20 protein-coding genes are annotated in these 20,169 nt (G+C 60.5%); 13 read left to right on the plus strand and 7 right to left on the minus strand.

Features of this window, described 5'->3' with window-relative positions:
• Positions 1-208: 208 nt before the first annotated feature.
• Positions 209-1,639 carry a glucuronate isomerase gene (uxaC, locus tag SFU85_10115; protein ID MDX6767135.1) on the plus strand — a complete coding sequence of 477 codons (1,431 nt, stop codon included), beginning with the start codon at positions 209-211 and terminating at the stop codon, positions 1,637-1,639.
• 55 nt (positions 1,640-1,694) lie between these two features.
• On the opposite strand, the gene SFU85_10120 is transcribed toward uxaC, so the two are convergent.
• The gene (locus SFU85_10120) at positions 1,695-3,134 is read right to left on the minus strand and encodes a FecR family protein (protein MDX6767136.1); all 1,440 of its coding nucleotides are present in this window, start codon (positions 3,132-3,134) and stop codon (positions 1,695-1,697) included.
• A gap of 171 nt (positions 3,135-3,305) precedes the next feature.
• Between SFU85_10120 and SFU85_10125 the strand changes: the two genes are divergently transcribed.
• Positions 3,306-4,790, plus strand: coding sequence for a glycogen synthase (locus SFU85_10125; GenBank protein MDX6767137.1), 1,485 nt, complete (start codon positions 3,306-3,308; stop codon positions 4,788-4,790).
• Between the two features lie 12 nt (positions 4,791-4,802).
• On the opposite strand, the gene SFU85_10130 is transcribed toward SFU85_10125, so the two are convergent.
• Positions 4,803-4,976, minus strand: coding sequence for a hypothetical protein (locus tag SFU85_10130; protein ID MDX6767138.1), 174 nt, complete (start codon positions 4,974-4,976; stop codon positions 4,803-4,805).
• Between the two features lie 20 nt (positions 4,977-4,996).
• Positions 4,997-6,019 (minus strand): A/G-specific adenine glycosylase, encoded by a 1,023-nt coding sequence (gene mutY, locus SFU85_10135; GenBank protein ID MDX6767139.1) that lies wholly within the window; start codon positions 6,017-6,019, stop codon positions 4,997-4,999.
• Between the two features lie 93 nt (positions 6,020-6,112).
• On the opposite strand from mutY, the gene rnhC reads away from it, so the two are divergent.
• The 7 genes from rnhC (at position 6,113) to SFU85_10170 (ending at position 12,640) form a co-directional block, all read left to right on the plus strand.
• Positions 6,113-7,051 (plus strand): ribonuclease HIII, encoded by a 939-nt coding sequence (gene rnhC / locus SFU85_10140; GenBank protein ID MDX6767140.1) that lies wholly within the window; start codon positions 6,113-6,115, stop codon positions 7,049-7,051.
• A gap of 121 nt (positions 7,052-7,172) precedes the next feature.
• The gene (locus SFU85_10145) at positions 7,173-7,505 is read left to right on the plus strand and encodes an HU family DNA-binding protein (GenBank protein MDX6767141.1); all 333 of its coding nucleotides are present in this window, start codon (positions 7,173-7,175) and stop codon (positions 7,503-7,505) included.
• A gap of 84 nt (positions 7,506-7,589) precedes the next feature.
• A complete protein-coding gene (gene hisS, locus SFU85_10150) occupies positions 7,590-8,822 on the plus strand; it encodes a histidine--tRNA ligase (GenBank protein ID MDX6767142.1) in 1,233 nt (410 codons plus the stop codon).
• A gap of 15 nt (positions 8,823-8,837) precedes the next feature.
• Positions 8,838-10,619, plus strand: a complete 1,782-nt coding sequence (gene aspS / locus SFU85_10155) for an aspartate--tRNA ligase (protein ID MDX6767143.1) — start codon at positions 8,838-8,840, stop codon at positions 10,617-10,619.
• Between the two features lie 128 nt (positions 10,620-10,747).
• Positions 10,748-11,122 (plus strand): glutaredoxin, encoded by a 375-nt coding sequence (locus tag SFU85_10160; GenBank protein MDX6767144.1) that lies wholly within the window; start codon positions 10,748-10,750, stop codon positions 11,120-11,122.
• Between the two features lies 1 nt (position 11,123).
• On the plus strand, positions 11,124-11,966 hold the full coding sequence (locus SFU85_10165) for a transglutaminase-like domain-containing protein (GenBank protein MDX6767145.1): 843 nt from the start codon (positions 11,124-11,126) through the stop codon (positions 11,964-11,966).
• Between the two features lie 176 nt (positions 11,967-12,142).
• Positions 12,143-12,640 carry a hypothetical protein gene (locus tag SFU85_10170; GenBank protein MDX6767146.1) on the plus strand — a complete coding sequence of 166 codons (498 nt, stop codon included), beginning with the start codon at positions 12,143-12,145 and terminating at the stop codon, positions 12,638-12,640.
• 232 nt (positions 12,641-12,872) lie between these two features.
• Here the strand turns inward: SFU85_10170 and SFU85_10175 are convergent, their stop codons facing one another.
• The 3 genes from SFU85_10175 to hpnH form a co-directional block, all read right to left on the minus strand.
• On the minus strand, positions 12,873-14,276 hold the full coding sequence (locus SFU85_10175) for a TonB-dependent receptor (protein MDX6767147.1): 1,404 nt from the start codon (positions 14,274-14,276) through the stop codon (positions 12,873-12,875).
• Between the two features lie 208 nt (positions 14,277-14,484).
• The gene (locus SFU85_10180) at positions 14,485-14,880 is read right to left on the minus strand and encodes a hypothetical protein (GenBank protein MDX6767148.1); all 396 of its coding nucleotides are present in this window, start codon (positions 14,878-14,880) and stop codon (positions 14,485-14,487) included.
• Between the two features lie 66 nt (positions 14,881-14,946).
• Positions 14,947-15,957 (minus strand): adenosyl-hopene transferase HpnH, encoded by a 1,011-nt coding sequence (gene hpnH, locus SFU85_10185; GenBank protein MDX6767149.1) that lies wholly within the window; start codon positions 15,955-15,957, stop codon positions 14,947-14,949.
• Between the two features lie 141 nt (positions 15,958-16,098).
• On the opposite strand from hpnH, the gene SFU85_10190 reads away from it, so the two are divergent.
• Complete coding sequence (locus SFU85_10190; protein MDX6767150.1) at positions 16,099-17,748, plus strand: NAD+ synthase; 1,650 nt, start codon at positions 16,099-16,101, stop codon at positions 17,746-17,748.
• 49 nt (positions 17,749-17,797) lie between these two features.
• Positions 17,798-18,979, plus strand: a complete 1,182-nt coding sequence (locus SFU85_10195) for a glycosyltransferase family 1 protein (protein MDX6767151.1) — start codon at positions 17,798-17,800, stop codon at positions 18,977-18,979.
• On the opposite strand, the gene SFU85_10200 is transcribed toward SFU85_10195, so the two are convergent.
• Positions 18,892-19,152 (minus strand): hypothetical protein, encoded by a 261-nt coding sequence (locus SFU85_10200; GenBank protein MDX6767152.1) that lies wholly within the window; start codon positions 19,150-19,152, stop codon positions 18,892-18,894. The two genes, SFU85_10195 and SFU85_10200, sit on opposite strands and share 88 nt — an antisense overlap.
• Before the next feature lie 78 nt (positions 19,153-19,230).
• On the opposite strand from SFU85_10200, the gene SFU85_10205 reads away from it, so the two are divergent.
• Both SFU85_10205 and SFU85_10210 read left to right on the plus strand, forming a co-directional pair.
• On the plus strand, positions 19,231-19,677 hold the full coding sequence (locus SFU85_10205; protein ID MDX6767153.1) for a hypothetical protein: 447 nt from the start codon (positions 19,231-19,233) through the stop codon (positions 19,675-19,677).
• A 98-nt stretch (positions 19,678-19,775) separates the two neighbouring features.
• Positions 19,776-19,994: a hypothetical protein gene (locus tag SFU85_10210; GenBank protein MDX6767154.1), complete on the plus strand. Its 219-nt coding sequence runs from the start codon at positions 19,776-19,778 to the stop codon at positions 19,992-19,994.
• Positions 19,995-20,169: the final 175 nt, after the last annotated feature.

The raw sequence follows: 20,169 nt of genomic DNA on the forward strand, positions 1-20,169 counted from the left end.
GGAAGTGACGACGAAGGGAGCGGGTCGGTGCCGCCGCAACCCTCAGGGCTGGAGCCAGAAAGCTGCCCCGCTTCGTTGCTCGTCGGTTAAAGGTATATTTCATACCTTCGCTCTCCTCGCGCCTCGCCGGACAGCTTTCTGCCCTCCAGCGCGGGCATGTCCTATTTTTGAGATGACTTCTAGTGTTCCGGAAGGAGAAAATGGGGGAGTGAAGCCATTCCTTGATGACGATTTCCTTCTCCACTCCGCCACCGCCCGGCGCTTGTACCACGAACACGCCGCTCGCCAGCCGATTTATGACTACCATTGTCATTTGTCGCCTGCTGAAATCGCCGGCAACCGCCGTTTCCGCAACCTGACCGATGCCTGGCTGGCGGGCGACCATTACAAATGGCGGGCCATGCGTTCGAACGGGGTGCCGGAGCGTTTCTGCACCGGGGATGCCCCGGATTACGAAAAGTTTCTCGCCTTCGCCCGCACGGTGCCCCGCGCCCTGCGCAATCCGCTTTATCATTGGACCCACTTGGAGTTGCGCCGTTACTTCGGCATTGAAACCCTGCTCAATGAGGAAACCGCACCGCGTATCTGGGACGAGGCCAATGAAAAGCTGTCTTCACCGGAGTTTTCTGTCAGAGGAATACTGGATCGCTTCCGGGTGGCAGTGGTTTGTACAACTGACGATCCAGCGGATACCTTGGAGCATCACGCGGCATTGCGTGATCCTGCGGCCGGGCTTTCCACCCGGGTTTATCCCACTTTCCGTCCGGACAAGGCCCTGGCCGTGGATCGTCCGGAGGTCTTCCGTCCTTGGGTGGATAAGCTGGAAAATGTCGCGGGACGTTCCTGCGCTGATCCGGCACTTTTGATCCGGGTCCTGCAGGAACGGCATGCCTTTTTCCACGGCATGGGGGGGCGCCTGTCTGATCATGGATTGGAGCGTTGTCCGGTTGGTGCTTGCTCCGATGAGGAAGCGATGGCCATCCTCGGGCGGGCGTTGTCAGGCCGGGCTGCCGGGGCGGCTGAGACGGCCGCGTTCACAGGATGGATGATGATCCAATTTGGACGTTGGGATGCCGCCCGGGGTTGGACCAAGCAGATGCACCTCGGCGCCCTGCGCAACAACAACCAGCGCCTCTTCCGCGCACTTGGGCCGGATATCGGATGCGATTCAATCGGGGATAGCCCGCAAGCTACTGCCTTGTCCTGGTATCTCAATGCCCTCGATGAAACGGGGGAGCTTCCCCGCACTGTGCTCTACAACCTGAATCCGGCCGACAACTACGTCTTTGCCACCATGATCGGCAATTTCCAGGACGGCACCATCCCGGGCAAAATCCAATTCGGCAGCGGGTGGTGGTTCCTGGACCAGAAGGAGGGGATGGAGTGGCAGCTCAACGCCCTCTCCAGTCTGGGCCTGCTGGGACGTTTTGTCGGCATGCTGACCGATTCCCGCAGTTTCCTGTCCTTCGCCCGTCATGAATACTTCCGCCGGATCTTGTGTGATCTGGTCGGACGCGAGGTGGAACGCGGGGAATTGCCGGACGACCGCGAACTGCTGGCGGGTTTGGTCGAGGGGGTCTGCTTTGGCAATGCGGCGGACTTCTTCAATTTGGAACTGGACCCGAAGTTCCGGGCATAAAAAAACGGCGGGAAGAGGACCTTCCCGCCGTTAAACCACTGCCGAAAAAAGCCTCTCAGGGCGAGAAGATATCGGTCATAAAGAAGTTGTTCAGACGGGGCACGAATTTTTTCCGGAAATCGTCTATGGCATTCCTCAAATCCTTGCCAAAGGGTTCTCTCGAGAATAGGTCCAAGTCGGCCAGAATATCATTGATGTCCATATCTTTGACGGACTCATTAAAATCCAAAAAAGCTTGTACTTCTTCGGGGCTGGCGCTGAAGGGCATGGGGGGGGCGCCGTCTTTCGTGATCAAAACTTTATTGCCCGGCGTGACACTCAATTTGTATGTGCCGTCGGGAGTGATCACTTGCACAACCCCGTCGCTTACGATAATCAAAGCCTTTGAGGGATCACCAAAAACGCCAAAACTTGTGCCGCGTGCAGCTGCCACAGCTAGGGGTGTTTTGACTTGATAGTCGAGGCTCTCCTTTGGAATGCCCTTGATGGTTGAAAGAACGCCGCCCTCTATCAGATTCAGTTGTACCTTGCGCTTGTAGTTGTGTCTGCTTTTGACGAATACCAGTTTATCTTCTTGGCCTGCAGCGGCAGGGGTGCTTTGGATTTTGGAACCATAACCTTCTTTGGCATATGCTGCAGGCTCCATGTCGACGTCTGTCCCGTAGTCGGCATTGATGTATTGAACGTCTTCAAAGACAACCTTGCTGTTGGGTTGGATGGCAATGATGCAACCAGGGAAGGGCGAGACAACTGCTTTGCCCTGCGGTCCGGTTTGGACGGTGCTTCCGGGTTTGATGCGCTGGCTCTCTTGCAGGCGCGGCATGCTCGTGGCCGTTTTTACAATGTTCATGATGTCCTGGCCGGGGGGGGCAATCATGACGTCGCCTTCAATGGCACGCACTTTGGGGCCTTCATAAACGGCCGTGTCGCCTGAACGCGGTATCTCTTGCGATGCAGCCTCGTTTTTATCGGAGCCTGTGACGGGATCGGAAACGCTGGATTTGGCGGCGGGAGCCGGGGGGAAGACCGGAGTATTCGCGGCAACGGTGGAGAGGCTGCCCTGGGCCAGTTTGGCCGAGGCTCCGGCTGTCAATTGTTCGGTTCCGACGGTGACCGTGCCGATCATGCCGGACTGGAACTGTGTGGTGGCGGCCGCCCCTTCGGAAATGACCGTCAGTACCGCGTCCTCGGTGAGTTTGACGTTCTGGTCCAGGACCTTCAGTTCAAGGGACTGGGGTTTTTCCGGATCAGGGTAAATGATGATGTTGGTCCGACCACGCAAGTCTTTGCCGTAGGAAACCTTGAAGATCTGCTTGTCCGCATTGATCTGTCGTCCGATGGTTCCTGCGGGCAACTTGGCCGAGGTGCCGTCGGCGGCGGTGATTTCCAATTCCTTGGTCTCTGTGACCTTGAGTTCGGGCACGGCGAATAGCCCGCATACCGGAAGGTTTAGGAAAGCCAGAAGTAAAATGAAAAGTCGGGTGCGTGGGATCATGGCACAATAGGGGATTTAGTTCAGTATGGGACCGCATCAAGGGCCGTCAAGTCGGCATTGCTAAGTCACGCAATTTTAACATGTTCCATAGGATGTTCCGGCCACAGTGTTCCATTTGTCGGACTCCCCGGAAAACTCCGGCTTTCCTGCCGTTGTCAGACCGGGCCATAAATGCTTATCATCGGCCGCATGGAGGACCAACCGGCTGAATCGAAGTGGCGCATCCTGCTTGTCGCCTCCGAGGCCGCTCCTTATGCCAAGGCGGGTGGGTTGGGGGATGTGGTTTCCGGGCTGGCCAAGGCCCTTCACGAACGCGGCCACGATGTTCGCATCGTCATGCCCCTTTATCGGAGCATCGACCGGGCCCGGCATGGCATCGAATACGTCGGCAACCTCTGCACCCATTTTGGCCGCGGCGAGGAGTTGTGGTGTGGCGTTCATGAAGGTCTGCTGGACTCGCGTGTCCCGGTGGTTTTTCTCGATTACGGACGGTTCTTCGACCGTAGCGGCATTTACGACGATGGAGCCCGGGAGTACGGCGACAATGCCTACCGCTTCACTTTCCTGAGCAAGGCGGCCATGCAGTGGTGCAAGGACCGGGCTTGGATACCGGACGTCATCCATGTCCACGATTGGCAGACTGCCGTGCTGCCGGTTTTATTGCGCACTTGGGACCGCGTCCTTTCCCCCATGTCGCAAAGTGCGACCGTCCTGACCATTCACAACATCGGCTACCAGGGCGTCTATACGCCCGAGGTGATGGATTTCATGGGTCTGGGTCCGGAGCATTTCAACCCCGACACCTTCGAAGACCATGGCCGCCTGAACCTGCTCAAGGCCGGCATCCGCTACGCCGACGCCATCACCACGGTTTCTCCCACACATGCCCACGAACTCCTCGACACCATTGGAGGATGCGGACTGGCCCCCTATCTCGGACGACGCCAGGCAGATCTGCACGGGATCCTCAATGGGGCCGACTATGAACTTTGGAACCCGGCCGCTGACCCCATGATTGCCAAGCCCTTCGACGGGGGGCATCTGGAAGGAAAAGCGCTTTGTCGGAAGAATCTTCGCGACCATTTCGGGCTTGAGGACAACGGGACTCCTATCTTGGGCATTGTTTCCCGTCTGGTCGAGCAGAAGGGGATGGGGATCATGCGCGGGATGTTGGAGGCGGCGGTCCGGCATTGTGCGATCCAAGTGGTGGTGTTGGGCACGGGTGATCCGGCGGCCCACGCATTCTTCGACGATCTGGCCCGGCGCTATCCCGGACGGGTGGGTGTCCACATCGGCTTTTCCAACGAGCTCAGCCACCGCATCTACGCCGGCAGTGATTTCTTCTTCATGCCGTCCTTGTATGAGCCCTGTGGTCTCAGCCAGATGTATGCCATGAAGTACGGGTCCCTGCCCGTGGTGCGGGCGACGGGCGGGCTGGCCGACACCGTGCGGGACGGGCAGACCGGCCTGCTTTTCACCCAGCCCGACGCCGGTGATGCCTATCATGCGATCGAACGGATGGTGAGGCTCTGGTATGACCGCCCGGAGGAATACCGTCGGATGCAGGAAACCGCGATGGCTGTCCGTTTCACTTGGGAGCAATCGGTCCGGGAATACGAATCGGTCTATGCCGGGGTCATTTCCCGCTACCGTTGACGTGTTGCCCGCTCAGGGTGTCGGCGTCGGCGATTGGCCTTGGAGGACGCTCCAAGCTCCGACGAGGAAGGCGCCTCCGAGGACCAGGGCGGCGATGGCGAGGACCAGGCAGCCGTAAACCAAGGGATCAAGGCCTTTGACGGTCGGTTTTTCGTTGGAGGGGAGGATTTCAGGGTTTTCGTCCATGATGGTCCGGTGCTGTCTATTCAAGGCGGAGGAGCGGATTCTTTCAATGCCAGAGCGAGCATCCGGCGGTGGGGGGAGGGAAGGGTCAGGTGCGATGCCTGGGCCGTCGCGAACCAACCGCCCGTGGCGGGCATCCGCGACTTCATTCTGGGGCGACAGCGCACCACCGTGGCGCGGATGCGGTGGGTGGTGATGGCGATGTTCAGGGACCCGCACTTTTCACCCTCCTCCATCCAACTGCCGTCCCACTCCGGCAAGCGGTGCAAGCCCTTCCATAAACCCGGACTTTCCGGCCGGAGAAGCCAGACTTTACCGGCCCGGGTGACCAGGGCAAAGCTCCGTTCGGACCGCAGGGCGGGGGTTTTCTTTTTTACCGGGTAGCGGTGCGGGTCGTCCGCACGACAGATTTTTTGCAAGGGACAGATCAGGCAGCGCGGATTCCGGGGAGTGCAGACGACGGCGCCCAGTTCCATCAAGGCCTGGTTGTGGTCGCCGCAGCCCGATTCGGGCAGCAGGGCCTCGGCCAGCTGCCACATCAACTTCTTCGTCGCGGGGTGGTCGGTGGGATCGGCCAGGGCGAAGATGCGGGCGAAGACCCGCTCGACATTGCCATCGACCAGCGCCGCCCGGGCCCCGAAGGCGATCGAGGCCACCGCTCCGGCCATGTAGGGACCGATGCCGGGGAGTTCACGCAGTCCGGTGGCTTCACGGGGCAGTCGGCCCAAGAGCGGGCCCGAGACTTCCCTGGCCAGCCTGTGGAGAAAACGCGCCCGCCGGTAGTAGCCCAAGCCCTCCCAGGCTTTCAATACCTCGGATTCCTCCGCCCCCGCCAGCGTCGCCCAGTCCGGGAACCGCTGCAGCCACCTCTCGTAATAGGGAATCACCGTGGACACCTGGGTTTGTTGCAGCATGTACTCCGAGACCACGATGGCGTAGGGATCTTGTGTGCGCCGCCAGGGCAGGTCTCGCCTCGCCCCCGCATACCAATCGCGCAATTTCCCGTGGAAGGCGCGCCGGATGGCTGGAGTGATGGTTTCGGACACGGAAACAAGCAATCACAGCAAAGGCGGAAGGAAAGCGGATTCCGGCAGAAAAGAGGTTGGAACCCGCCGCCACTCCCTTAGCCTGAGTCCAGCATGCCTGAACCGGCCTCGCACACCTACACCCTCCGCCCCGAGCAGGGAGCCGCCCTCAAACAGGTCCTGCAGGACAAGGGCTTCGAATTCTCCGCCCTGGCCTACGGCCACTTCTCGGCCAAACGCGGCAAATGCAGCGTGAACTATTACGAGAGCGGCAAGGTCACCATCCAGGGGAAGGATTGCCGGGAATTCATCGAGTTCACCTTCGAACCCTTCGTTCTTGGTGAAGCCCGCCTCGGCTACGAAGAGGAATTGCACCCCGACCGCTACGAACCCCACTTCGGCGTCGATGAGGCCGGCAAGGGCGACTTCTTTGGCCCTTTGGTCATCGCCGGGGCCTACGTCGACCGCGACCGGGCCCGGTGGTTGATCGAGATGGGCGTCAAGGACAGCAAGTCCGTCGGGTCGGACAAGAAGATCGCCGACCTGGCCAAGGGAATCCGGGAGATGCTGGGTCGCCGCTGCACGGTGGTGAAGATCGGGCCGGCCAAGTACAACGAGCTTTACGGGAAATTCCGCAACCTGAACCGACTCCTGGCCTGGGGTCATGCCCAGGTCATCGAAAACCTGAAGACCGTCGTTCCTGCCTGCCCCCGGGCCCTTTCCGACCAGTTCGCCAACCCCAAATTGATCGAGAACCAGCTCAAGCAGAAGAAAATAGACATCATTCTGGATTCCCGCACCAAGGCGGAATCCGATCCCGCCGTGGCCGCGGCCTCCATTTTGGCCCGCGACGCCTTTGTCTCGGGCCTGGCTTCGCTTGGGACACCCTGGAAAGTGGAACTGCTCAAGGGGGCCGGGGCCGGGGTGAAAGCCCAGGCCAGGGAACTCTTTCAGCAGCACGGGGATACAGCCTTGGACGTCGTATGCAAAAAGCATTTCAAGACCTACGCTGAGATTACGGGACAACTTCCCTTGGGTGGGCCGCAGGATTAGGCCATTGCCGTGACGGTTTCCACCCGTAGGTCTGTGAAAATCAAAGTGTTGAGTCAATTTTTTACCCTTTTTGCTTGCTATTCCGGGATCAAATTTCTAAGTATCAGGACTACAAACGATTATGGCAAATTTGACCAAACGTGATCTTGTTGTGCGGATCAGTAATGAAACCGGCATGGTTCAGCAGGACGTGCTGAATGTGATCCAGAAGACCTTGGATTACCTGACCGAGAGTCTGGCCCAGGGTAGGACCGTCGAATTGCGCAATTTCGGGGTCTTCGAGATCAAGCTCCGCAAGGCCCGGGTCGGTCGCAACCCGAACAAGCCTGAAAGCGATGTCCCGATCCCGCCCCGTGCCGTGGTCAAGTTCAAGCCCGGCAAGGAGATGAAGGCCAGTGTCTCCGCCCTTTCATCCCGCCTCATCGCCAATCCCGCCTCCTCCGGCAATCCTTGATCCCCGGTCAGGAGATGGATTCGGATTGCGCGCAGCGCCCGTCCGTCCAATCTCATTTCGCCAAGGCGTTCCTGCCCCACTGCCATGTCGTTCCAGAGCCTTTCCGGATTCCGTGATTTTTACCCCGAGGACTGTGCCCTCCGTGAGCGCCTCTTCGCGGTCTGGCGCGACTGTGCCCGCCGCTTCGGCTTTTCCCCCTACGATGGTCCCCCCCTCGAAACCCTCGACCTGTACAAAAAGAAATCCGGGGACGAAATCGTCAAGCAGCTCTACCACTTCGTCGACAAGGGTGACCGCGAAGTCGCCCTCCGCCCGGAGATGACGCCCACCCTGGCTCGCATGGCCGGGGCTGCACACGGAAAATTCAAGAAGCCGCTTAAGTGGTTCGCCATCCCGCAATTGTTCCGCTACGAACGCGCCCAGAAAGGCCGTCTTCGCGAGCATTTCCAATGGAATTGCGACATCCTCGGTGAACCCGGCCTGGGCGCGGAATCCGAATTGCTGGCCTTGTTGGTGCAATCGTTTCGTGAGGTCGGCCTGACCGCCGCCGATGTGGTGGTGCGCGTCAGCGACCGCCAGTTTTGGAAGGATTATCTCGCCACCCACCACATCGCCGAGGACCGGCACTATGATTTCTTCCAAGCCATCGACAAAGTCGGACGCGATCCTGACGAGGTGGTGCGGGGCAAGCTCGGCAACCTGGCCGACGATGTCTTCCGGATCATCCGTGAGGGGGGCCAAAGTGCGAGGCTCGACGAACTCCAGTCCGCGCTGCGCGATTGCGGCATCGGCGATTTCATCCAGATCGACCTCGGCATCGTCCGCGGTCTGGCCTACTACACCGGCGTCGTCTTCGAAGCCCACGACCGCGCCGGCCAATACCGCGCCATCGCCGGGGGCGGACGCTATGACGATCTGCTGAAAAACATTGCCGGCACCGACCTGCCCGCACTCGGTTTCGGCATGGGGGATGTCGTCATCACCGAGATCCTCAAGGACAAGGGACTGCTCGCCGCCGAACCCGACACCCGTTTTGTTTACGTGGTGGTGGCCGACGAGTCCGTCCGCCCGGCAGCCCTCCGTCTGGTGGCCGCCCTGCGTGCCGGGGGATATCGCGTTGACTACCCACTCGCGGCGACTAAGGTCGGGCGCCAATTTGAGGCCGCCCAGGACCGGGGTGCCGCCTTTGCCCTGGTGGTCGATCCCGCTGGGGAGACCGCCGGCACGGTTGGTCTGAAGTACCTGGCCACCCGCGAACAACGCCCGGTACGGGTGGAGTTCGCCGACGGCCGGGTGACCGGTTGGAATGGACTTTGAGGCTCGGAAGGATTTATGGAGAAAACTTTGAAACGCACACACCACTGCAACGAACTGCGCGCCGAACACATCGGCTCCCGCACCACCCTGGCCGGATGGGTCGACGCCCGCCGTGACCTCGGCGGGGTCATCTTCATCGAACTGCGCGACCGCGAGGGCCGCACCCAGGTCGTCTTCAACCCGGAGACCAATAAAGAACTGGCGGAACAAGCCCACGGACTCCGTTCGGAATTCGTCCTCCGTATCACCGGCACCGTCGGCCGCCGCCCCGAGGGCACCGAGAACACCCGCCTGGCCACCGGCCAGATCGAGGTGGTCGCGGAGACGATGGAAATCCTCAACGCCGCCGAGACCCCTCCCTTCCCGCTCGACGACGATGGCGTCAACGAGGACCTGCGCCTGACCCACCGTTACCTCGACCTGCGACGTCCGCTCATGCAGGCCAACCTGAAGACCCGGCACCGCCTTTGCCAGTCCGTCCGCACCACACTCGACGGTCATGGCTTCGTCGAGATCGAAACCCCGGTCCTGTCGAAGAGCACCCCCGAGGGCGCGCGCGAATTCCTCGTTCCCAGCCGTGTCCACCCGGGCAACTTTTTTGCCCTGGCCCAGTCCCCCCAGCAATACAAGCAGCTCCTCATGGTCGCGGGCATGGAACGTTATTTCCAGATCGCCAAGTGCTTCCGTGACGAAGACCCACGCGCGGACCGCGTGACCGAGTTGACCCAGGTGGACTTGGAAATGTCTTTCATCTCGCAGGAGGATATTTTCGGCCTCATCGAGGAAACGCTCTTCAACATTTTTAAGGCCACCCGCGGCATCGAAATTCCCCGGCCCTTCGAACGTCTGACCTGGCTGGACGCCATGAACCATTACGGCAGCGACAAACCCGACCGCCGCTTCGCCATGAAGCTCACCGACCTCAGTGCCGTCTTCAAGGAGTCGCAGTTCAAGGTCTTCCGCGGCGCCCTCGACGCGGGTGGTGTGGTCAAGGCCATCAATGCCAAGAAATTCGCCTGCATCACCACCGGTCAGATCGAGGAAATGACCGAACTGGCCAAGCAATACGGCGCCAAGGGCCTGGCCTTCATCAAGGTGGAAAGTGGCGAATGGAAGTCGCCCATCGTCAAGTTCTTCAGCGAAGCTGAGAAGGCGGCGCTGGTGAAGGAATTGGCCATTGAGGAAGGGGACCTGATCCTCTTCGGAGCCGATGCCTGGGAGACCGTTTGCAACGTTCTGGGCCGCATCCGCCTGCGGGTGGCCGAAATCCAGAAACTCACGGAGGGCAGCGAGGTCCTCGACTTCCACTGGGTCATCGAATTTCCGCTCTTGGAATACAGCGCGGAAGACGACAAGTGGAATGCCCGCCACCATCCTTTCACCCGTCCGATGGCCGCCGACATCCCGCTCCTGGAGCAGGGTGGAAAAGAGAACTTGGGCAAGATCCGCGCCGAGGCCTATGACGTCGTCCTCAACGGCGTGGAAATCGGCGGCGGCAGCATCCGTATCCATGAGCGCCCGCTCCAGGAACTCATGTTCCGCACCCTCGGCATCTCCGAGGAACAACAGCAGAAGCTCTTCCCCCACCTTCTCAAGGCTTTCGCCTTCGGCGCCCCGCCCCACGGTGGCATCGCCCTTGGCGTCGACCGCCTCTGCATGCTCATCTGCCGGACCGAGAACATCCGCGACGTCATCGCCTTCCCCAAGAACAACCGCGGGATCGACCTGATGATGGCCTCGCCCTCGCCGGCCAGCCCCCGTCAGTTGAAGGAATTGCACCTCCAGACCCGAGGTTGAACCGGACGGGAGTCTTCCGTTTGCTCTGTAGCCGGGGAATCCCTTCCCCGGGGGTACACACCCATTTGCGTTATCGTGCTTCCGGGTTATTACTTTGACTATCTGCCTGATGAAATTATCTTCTCGCCATGACTGAACAGACCAACTCCCCCAAAATCATTGCCTGGCTCAAACCCCATTGCGGCTGGAGCCGTGGCGTCCGCGCCATCTTCGACAAGTACGGCCTCGCCTACGAGGACCGAGACATCATCGGCAACCTCGACAACCGCATGGAAATGATCCAGCGCAGCGGCCAGGAACTTTCCCCCTGCGTGGAGATTAACGGCCACATGCTCCCCGACATCTCCGGCGATGAAGTGGAAGCTTGGATGGTGGCGAATGGAATCGTTTCCAAAAACGAGGCCCCGGCTGCCGTTCCGACCAATGCTGCCTGCAGCGATGCCGAGCACGCTGCCCAAGCCGCCCAAGCCGGGGGCAATATCCGCTTCATCCCGCGTTCGTGAAATGATCCGCGTCGTCCATCGGAAGGCTGTGGAATCACTGCTGGGGGATGACGACGCTTCCACCCGGGAACTGGTGATCCGCGAGATCGTCGCCCACCGGCTGGAACATGAAGAATTGGTGCGCGACCTGGCCGGTTCCTCCTACGCCCGCATCCGGGAGGCCGCCTGCCAGATCCTCAGCCTCTGGGGATGTGCATCGCCTGCCGCTGCCCGGCCGGGTCCTTCCGAAGTTCCGCCGCTACGGACTTGGAAAGAGTTGGAAGAACTCTGCTGGCTCCTGGCCCGCATGGAAGACCCGGAGCTCGACAGCGGGGCCTATGAGCGAACCCTTGCGAATTGGGCCGAGCGCGTGACCCAGGCCGCCGGACCCCAACCCGGTCCCATGCGCAAAATTGCCGCTCTCCGCCGCATTCTGGCCGACGAAACCGGCCTCCACGGCAACCGTGCGGATTACTACAACCCGGCCAACAATTTCCTCACCCGGGTCATCGACACCCGGCTCGGCATCCCCCTGACCCTGAGCCTGGTTTACCTCTTCGTGGCCCACCGCGCCGGATGGGAAGCTTATGGGCTCAACACCCCGGGCCATTACCTGGCCGGGTTGGAGGGGGTTGTCTTCGATCCCTATCATGGCGGAAGCATCCTCACCGCCGACTGCCTGGCCCAGCGTTTCGGCGGCTCGGCCGAGGAGTGTTCCCGCCCCGACTACTGCCGGGCCAGCCCCGTCGACACCGCCCAGCGCATGCTTTCCAACCTGCTCAACAGCTACCTCAAAATCGGCGACCAGGCCCGCTACCGCCGCATCAACGCCTACCTCAAGATCCTCCAGGAAAACGCGGTTTAGCCGGAAGAACACGGTTGATATCGCGCGGAGTCGCAGAGACGCCGAGGAGAAGCGATACGAATTGGGAACGCAACGGTAATCACCAAATAGTGATCAGACTCTTTCGTTTTTTTGGTGCGGAGGTTTGAAAACCATGACTTGATGCAGCTGGGGGGCTTCTTTAGTTTAGAAACCTCATGCACGCCCACGAAGTCTGGCAGAAATCGCCCCCCACCCTGGTCCACGAAATTCTGGAAGCCTCCTACCTTGGCCAGAAGAAGCTTTACCGGGAATTGGTGGCCGATATGGCGGCCAACCTGCGCAAGCGCGAACAGTTCCTCTTGAAGCTGCCCCGTTCCGAGCGGCACCAGCTCTTCCACCCCCTCCTTGGCCTGCCGGATTTCGAACTTCTGGGCCAGAACCTTCTCATTGTCTGGCTGGGTCAGACCCAGGACGCCATGTTGTCGGCCTTCCTCGATCACATGGGCATCAAACACGACGGCAAAGGATATGCCGAATCCTTCCCGGAGTCGGTCGAAGAGGCCAGGCTGAAGAAAGCTGTGACGGCGCTCTACGAGGCCTTCCCTGCGGAAAAAGTGAACATCTACCTGGGTGTGATGGAACGGGTCTCCGGGGTTTCCTGGCCCGCCCTGGCTCCTCTGGTCCGCTGGCCCGCTGATGCCCCGGCTGTTTGAAGCCAAATCATATACGTCAGTAACAAAATGCCTTACGGGAGGGCGAAGCTCCCGCTGAGCCGCGATTGGAAGAATGTCTACAAACCGGCTCGGCGGGAGCCTCGCCCTCCCAAAGATCCCTTCGTCCGGTCAATAGGATTGGGTTTCATTCGTTTCAGTTGGTTGGCCACACATACCTTGGATTTTTAGCCGCGGAAACGATTCCTTGGCTTACAGTGAGGGGACGCGGCCTCTATGAGGAAGGCCGGTAACCGAAGTAGCGGTTTTCTTTCACCATCCGGGCCACCGGCTCGCTGACTAGCTTCTCCCAAGTGTGGTCGTCGGCGGCGATGCGGGCGGCCACGTCGCGCGAGGAATGGGTCACGGTGGCGGGGCATTCGCTGTCGACATCGACGATGAAGCGGTTTTCCAACAGGTGCTCGTGCAGGTGTTTGAGGTGGGCGGGAACGGTGATGTTGGCTGATTTGAGGAGTTTGCGTTCCTCGCTCAAAGCCGGATAGACATAGAGGCGGAGGTCGTTCTTGAAGAGCCGCCCGAAACCCTCAAGGATCCCACCCTCCAGTGAGGTGTAGTATTTTTCGTTGAAAATTTCCTGGAGGAGGCTGATGCCGAGCACGATGCCGAGCATCTTCGGGCTGTTGCGGCGGAGGAAGGCGGCCAGTCGGTGGAACTCGGCAAAGTTGGAGATCATGACCGTCTTGCCAAGCGTGCTGAGGATGTCGACGCGGGCGAGGAAATCTTCCGGGTCGACATCGCCGGCGTTGAGCAGGTTGTTGACGGTGATTTCCATGATCTCGATGGGCGGGTCGCCGGCATTCTGCGGTTCGACCATGAACTGGCGGTGGGCGGCTGCGATCATGTCCAGATTTACCTGGGTGACGGGCCGGAAGTTGCCGCGTTCCAGCAGGACGGGATGCCGGTAAAGGACCTCCGAGGCCTGGTGCACCAGGCGGTCGGGGGAGAAGACGACCGCCGGGGTCAGGTTCTTGCGCACGAGTTGGAGGTTGATCAGGCGGTTGTCGAGGTGGGCGAAGTCCTCGCCTCGGAATTCGAGCATATCGACTTCGATCCGGTCGCGGTTGAGATCGTCGAGCAGGGTGTCGATGACAAGGTCGGGATTTTCGTTGTAATAGACCGAGCCGAAGATGAGGTTGACGCCGATGATGCCGAGGGCTTCCTGTTGGGAGAGGTTCTCTTTGTCGAGGAGGCGGACGTGGAGGATGATGTCGCTGGGGGCGGCCCCGGGTCGCCGCTGGAAGCGGATGCCCATCCATCCGTGGCATTCGTGGTTGCCGCGGTAGCTGCGGGCGGCGACGGTGTTGGCATAGACGAAGAAGCAGGTTTGATCGCCGCGTTTTTCCTGGAGTCGCTCGAGGAGGAGGCCGTACTCGTGGTCGAGCATGGTCATGAGGCGTTGGCGGCTGACATAGCGGGGGGTGGGGCCGTAGATGGCGTCGCTGAAGGTCATGTCATAGGCCGACATGCTCTTGGCAACGGTGCTGGCCGCGCCGCCGACGCGGAAGAACCAGCGCGCCACTTCCTGGGCCGCCCCGATCTCGGCGAAGGTGCCGTAGCGGAGGGCATCAATGTTGATGCGGAGGGCTTTTTGGTGCGTGTTGAGCGACTCCGGCTTCATGGCCTCATTAAAGACAGAAATACGGAATGCGAAATGTTAAATGCGGAATGGGCAGAGGGCTGTCGGTTATCTGCTAGCAGCCAAGAAACTGGAGCCAAAGCAGGCAAATCAAATCGAACTGCCGTGTAGCCACGAATGCGATTTCGTGGAGGATGAGGGTCTACGAACTCACGTTCGAAGTGACAGGGAATTGACCCTGTACGGTGTGTCAGAGGTGGCCGAGTTGGGCCGATTTTTCGGCCAAACGGGCGGCTTCGGCGGCGCGTTGCTTGGCGCTCTTGGCCTGCCAGTCTTCCCAGGATGTGCCGAAGGCGACGTCGGCCCCGCTGAAGATGACCGACTGGACGTCGTCGAAGCGGACGTCTTTGGCCACGGAGTCTTTGCCTTCTTTGACGAAGAGGGAAATGGAACCTGCTTGGGCGTTGTGGTTGAAGATGAAGCCCTCGGCGGTGGTTCCGTCCTTCAGGCGGAGGGTGACGTCGCCGCGGTAGTCAAAAGCGAGGCGGATGGCTTCTTCGAGTTCGGCGCGGGTGGTGGGTTCGAAGGTGCGGCCTTCGAGTTCGCTGCGGCCGATGGTGGCGTGGGATTTGTCCTGTTGGGGCACGGGAAGTATTTCTGATTGGTGATTTTAGATTGCGGATTGGAGAATCGGAACCGGGGACGATTGGTATCAGTATTGAAGCTGGGCTTTGACGGTGCGGGCGAAGCCGGCGAGGGAACCGAAGGTGTCGTCGACCGAGGTGGCTTCGTAGCCGCAGTGGACCATGCAGTCTTTGCAGCGGACTTCGCTGCTCTTGTGGCCGTACTTCGACCATTCGGTGGTCTCGATGAGTTCTTGGAAGGTGGCGGCGTAGCCGTCCTGGAGGAGGTAGCAGGGTTTCTGCCAGCCGAAGATGTTGTAGGTGGGATTGCCCCAGGGGGTGCATTCGTAGTCGACGTTGCCCTGGAGGAACTCGAGGAAGTTGGGGGAAAGGTTGAAACGCCAGTCCTTCTTGCGGTCCTTGAGGATGTCGCGGAAGAGTTCCTGGGTCTTTTGGCGGGAGAGAAAGCTGTCCTGGTCGGGGGCTTTTTGGTAGCTGTAACCCGGGGAGAGCATCATGCCTTCGACGCCCAACTTCATCATTTCGTCGAAGAACTCGCGCACGCGGGCGGGTTCGGCGCCTGAGAAGAGGGTGGTGTTGGTGGTGACGCGGAAGCCGCGGGCGACGGCTTCCTTGATGCCTTCGATGGCGGTCTTGTAGGTACCGTCACGGCAGACAGCGACGTCGTGCTCCTCTTCCAGTCCGTCCATGTGGATGGAGAAGGTGAGGTACTTGGAAGGTTTGAAGAGGTCGATTTTGCGTTTGAGGAGGAGGGCGTTGGTGCAGAGGTAGATGTATTTTTTGCGTTCGACGAGGCCCTCGACGATCTGGCCGATTTCCGGGTGGATGAGGGGTTCACCGCCGGGAATGGAGACCATGGGCGCGCCGCAATCATCGGCCGCCTGCCAGCATTGTTCCGGGGTGAGGCGTTTGTTGAGGATGTGTTCGGGGTATTGGATCTTGCCGCATCCGGCGCAGGCGAGGTTGCACCGGAACAGGGGTTCGAGCATGAGGACGAGCGGGTAGTGCTTGTTGCCCTTGAGTTTCTGCGAGATGACGTAGGACGCCACCGTCCACATTTGCGAGATAGGTACGGCCATAAGATTCCAAGGAGACTACCCGGAGCGGGGGGTTTGTCAATTGGCCACGGTGTGTAACGCAAGTATGAGTTTTGCTCATGATTGGAAGTCATAAAAAAAGTTTTCCAAGTGCCTGCGGTTGGGCATGTTTTGGCTGTTCCCATGAAGATTGCCTGTCTCCAGATCAATTCGATAGTCGGCGCCTTCGCTTCCAACGCAAACAAGTTGGTGGAGGGCTATGAGCATGCGGTGGCGCGGGGGGCGGAACTGGTCCTGGCACCGGAGTTGATCCTGAGCGGCTACCCGCCGCGCGATCTGCTTTTTTATCCGGATCTTCTGGCGGCCCAGGATGAGGTGCTTCCTCGGGTGTTGGCGGCGGTGGGCAAGGTGCCCCTGGTCTTCGGCCTGCTGGAACGGAACCGCCGCCGACCGGGCAAGCCCCTGCACAATTCGGCCGCCGTGGTCCGGGAGGGGGCCATCCTCCGCACGATCGCCAAAACCCTCCTGCCGACCTACGACGTCTTCGACGAGGACCGTTACTTCCAGCGGGCACGGAAGGACAGCAACACGCCGGTGGTTGTGGGGGATCTGCGTTTGGGGGTGACCATTTGTGAGGACATCTGGAACGACGAGGATTTCTGGAACGAACGCCTCTACCGCCGCGACCCGGTCAAGGACCTGGTCCAGCACGGGGTCGACCTGATTGTGAACATTTCCGCCTCGCCCTGGCACCTGGGCAAGGAACGCCTGCGTGCGGCCATGCTGGCCCGGGTGGCGGCGACCGAGAAAGTGCCGGTGGTCCAGGTCAACATGGTCGGAGGCAACGACGAACTCATCTTCGATGGACGCAGCATGGGGTTTGATGCGCAGGGCCGGGTGCTGGCCAAGGGGGTGGCCTTCGATGAAGACATGGTGTGGGTGGATACTTCCGAAAACGGCCAGCCCTTGGAATTGATGAAATGGCCGAACGAGGAGGAGGAATTGTTCCATGCCCTGGCCCTGGGATTGCGCGATTATGTCTTCAAATGTGGATTCAAGCAGGTCGTCCTGGGATTGAGCGGCGGTATCGACTCCGCCCTGACCGCGGTGATCGCCGCCGAGGCCCTGGGTCCCAAAAACGTGCTCGGGGTGTTGATGCCCAGCCGCTATTCCAGTCCGGGCAGCATTGAGGATTCCCTGGCCCTGGCAAAGAGCCTGGAAATCGAACACCAGACGGTGTCCATCGACCATGCCTTCACCGAGATGTTGAACGCGACCTCTCCGCTCTTCGAGGGCCGGGAGCCTGACATCACCGAGGAGAACCTCCAGGCGCGGTTGCGGGGTATGATCCTGATGGCGGTCTCCAACAAGACCGGGCGGTTGGTCCTGACCACCGGCAACAAATCCGAATTGGCGGTCGGGTATTGCACCCTTTACGGTGACATGTGCGGGGGGCTGGCGGTGATCAACGACCTGCCCAAGACCTGGGTCTACCGTGTGGCCCGCTGGCTCAATCGACGGCAGGAAATCATCCCCTGGGCGACGATTGAAAAAGCCCCGAGTGCGGAGTTGCGCCCCGGCCAGACCGACCAGGACAGCCTGCCCCCTTACGAAGAATTAGACGCTATCATCGATGCCTACATCGTCCGCCATCTCGACGTGGCCGGCATCGTGGCCGAAGGCCATGATCCCGCGCTGGTCCGCGAGTTGGTGCGCAAGATCGATGTCAACGAGCACAAGCGGCGCCAGGCGGCCCCCGGTCTCAAGGTGACCAGCAAGGCCTTCGGCCTGGGACGGCGCATGCCGATCGCCCAGCAATTCCGCCACTTTTGAATGCACCCCACCACGATCCAGAAGCCGTGAGAACGGAACCGGTGTCCGCGTGAAGATCGCCCTCGTCACGGAAACCTTCCCTCCCGAGGTGAACGGGGTGGCCATGACCCTGCAGAGACTCTGCCGGGAATGGATTCGTCGCGGCTTCGCGGTGCAGGTGGTCCACCCGCGGCAGCCGCGCGAGACGAATGCTGCGGCCAACACACCCTGGCAGGCGCTGCGCGTTTCCGGCGCTCCGATCCCGGGATATCCCGAGGCCCGTGTCGGGGCCTGGTCGCAGCGTCTGCTCAAGCGGGCCTGGAGCCTGCAGCGACCGGACTATGTCCATGTGGCGACCGAGGGGGTCTTGGGGTGGAGCGCCCTGGCCGCGGCGCGCAGCCTGGATATCCCGCTGGTCACGAGCTTCCACACCAATTTCCATGACTATGCACGCCACTATGGTGCCGCACCGCTCAAACCCCTGGTCGCGCGCTACCTCCGGTCCTTCCACAACCGTGGAAGGCTCTGTCTGGTGCCGGACGACGCCCTGCGGGCGGAGTTGGAGCAATTGGGCATCCGGCGCACGGCTCGGATGGGACGCGGCGTGGACACCTCACTCTTCGATCCCGCAAGGCGTGACCCCGCACTACGCCGGGAGTGGGGGGCTGAGGACGGAGATCCGGTCTTCATCCATGTCAGCCGGGTGGCGGCGGAAAAAAACATCCCCCTGGTGATCGAGGCCTTCCGTGCCGTCCAGTCCCGCGAACCCCGGGCCCGTCTCATCTTCGTGGGTGACGGTCCGATCCGTCCTCGACTGGAAAGGACCAGCCCCGGGGTCCGCTTTGTCGGGATGCGATTCGACGAAGACCTGGCCCGTCATTATGCATCGGCCGATGTGTTCCTGTTTGCCAGCGAAACGGAGACCTACGGCAATGTTGTCATGGAGGCTTTGGCCAGCGGGTTGGCGGTGTTGACCTATGATTACGCCTCGGCCCGCCAGCATATCCGCGACGGGATCAACGGTCGGGTCGTGCCCAAGGGTGATGGACGGGCGTTCATCGCTGCGGCCGAGGCGATGCTGGCGGAGCGGGAAAGTTGGGCGGGGCTGGGGGTGGCAGGCCGGGAGACCGCACAGCGGTTGCCCTGGCGGAAGATCGTGGACGATTACCTGGCCGAGGTGCGAAGCGCACTGCCATTGACAGGATCATCGGCAGTGGGCTTGGAAATGGCATTGGAAGAAGACCGGGCCTGAATGGCCTGTTCCTGGGCCTGACTCAGGGAAGCGTCCCAGTCCCGGATGATGCGCGCCTGGCGATGGGCCTTGCCCAGATGGCGGTAAGCCACGGGGAGGGTGACGACCAGGGCCAGTCCTGCGATGGCCAGAATGGCGGCGCTTTCCAACGGCGTAAGGCCTTGGCGCTGCATGCCCCAAACTAAACCCACTTGGTTGTGACGCCCAAACAATTTCTGCAACTTTTCCCCTTCGCAGGGGTTTATCGACTCATGCACCTGAAAACCCGATTCGTTTTATCGTTGGCCCTGTCGTTGATGGCGGCCGGTATCTCCCCCCTCCATGCCGAAGGCCAAGCGACCCCGCCAGCCCAAGGTGAAGCCGGGGCGAAAGGGAAGCAAGGACTGGGTGGCAAGATGGAGAAGATGCAGCAAGAACTCCAACTCACCCCGGATCAGATCGACCAAGTCAAGCAGGCCATGGCCGGACAACGCGAGAAAATCGAGGCGATGAAGAACGATCCCAATGTAACGCCCGAACAGAAGAAGGCCATGATGATGGAAACCCGGGCCAAGATGGATGAGGCGATGAATAGCGTCCTGACCCCCGAGCAAAAAGCCAAATGGGAAAAGATGAAGGGTGAGCGTCAGGCCAAGTTCAAAGACAAAGAAAAAGGCGGATCCTCGCCAACCGGACCATCCCCTGCAGGCAAGCCCTAAGCCTTAAGCCGTAAGCGGAAGGGGTTGGTTGGCCGGTTTGGTGGAGGTTTCGTGCAACGGCGGTTGCGCGACAGGGACATTTTGGCTAAACCTTTCCGATGGAAGAGACCGCCGAGGCACCGCGTCATTACGAGCCGGTCTACTTGGGCATGGTTGAAAATTCGGATGCCGTTTACGTGCGTCGGGTCGAGGCCACACTGGAAGCCGCCTTCCCCGGGGCTTTCCGGATCATCGATTCGGCCGGACAGGTCTGGATCGTCCGCCGTTTCCCCGGACGCGATCAGGGCCAGATCCGGGCTTGGATTGCCATGGGATGATATTGGTTCATCGTTTGTTCGTGTGTTCCTTTGTATTAGAGCACTTTCCACTTAATTAGCTTCGTAGTTGGCATGAGAGAAGAAGTTGGCACAGTGCTCCGGGGTGAAGGATTCGATGGCTTCTTTGAGGGCTGAGATCAGCTCCTTCCAAGTTCTGGCCGATGCTTTGCGCAGA

Source organism: Candidatus Methylacidiphilales bacterium (assembly GCA_033875315.1).
GTDB lineage: Bacteria > Verrucomicrobiota > Verrucomicrobiia > Methylacidiphilales > CAZTYG01 > JANRJG01.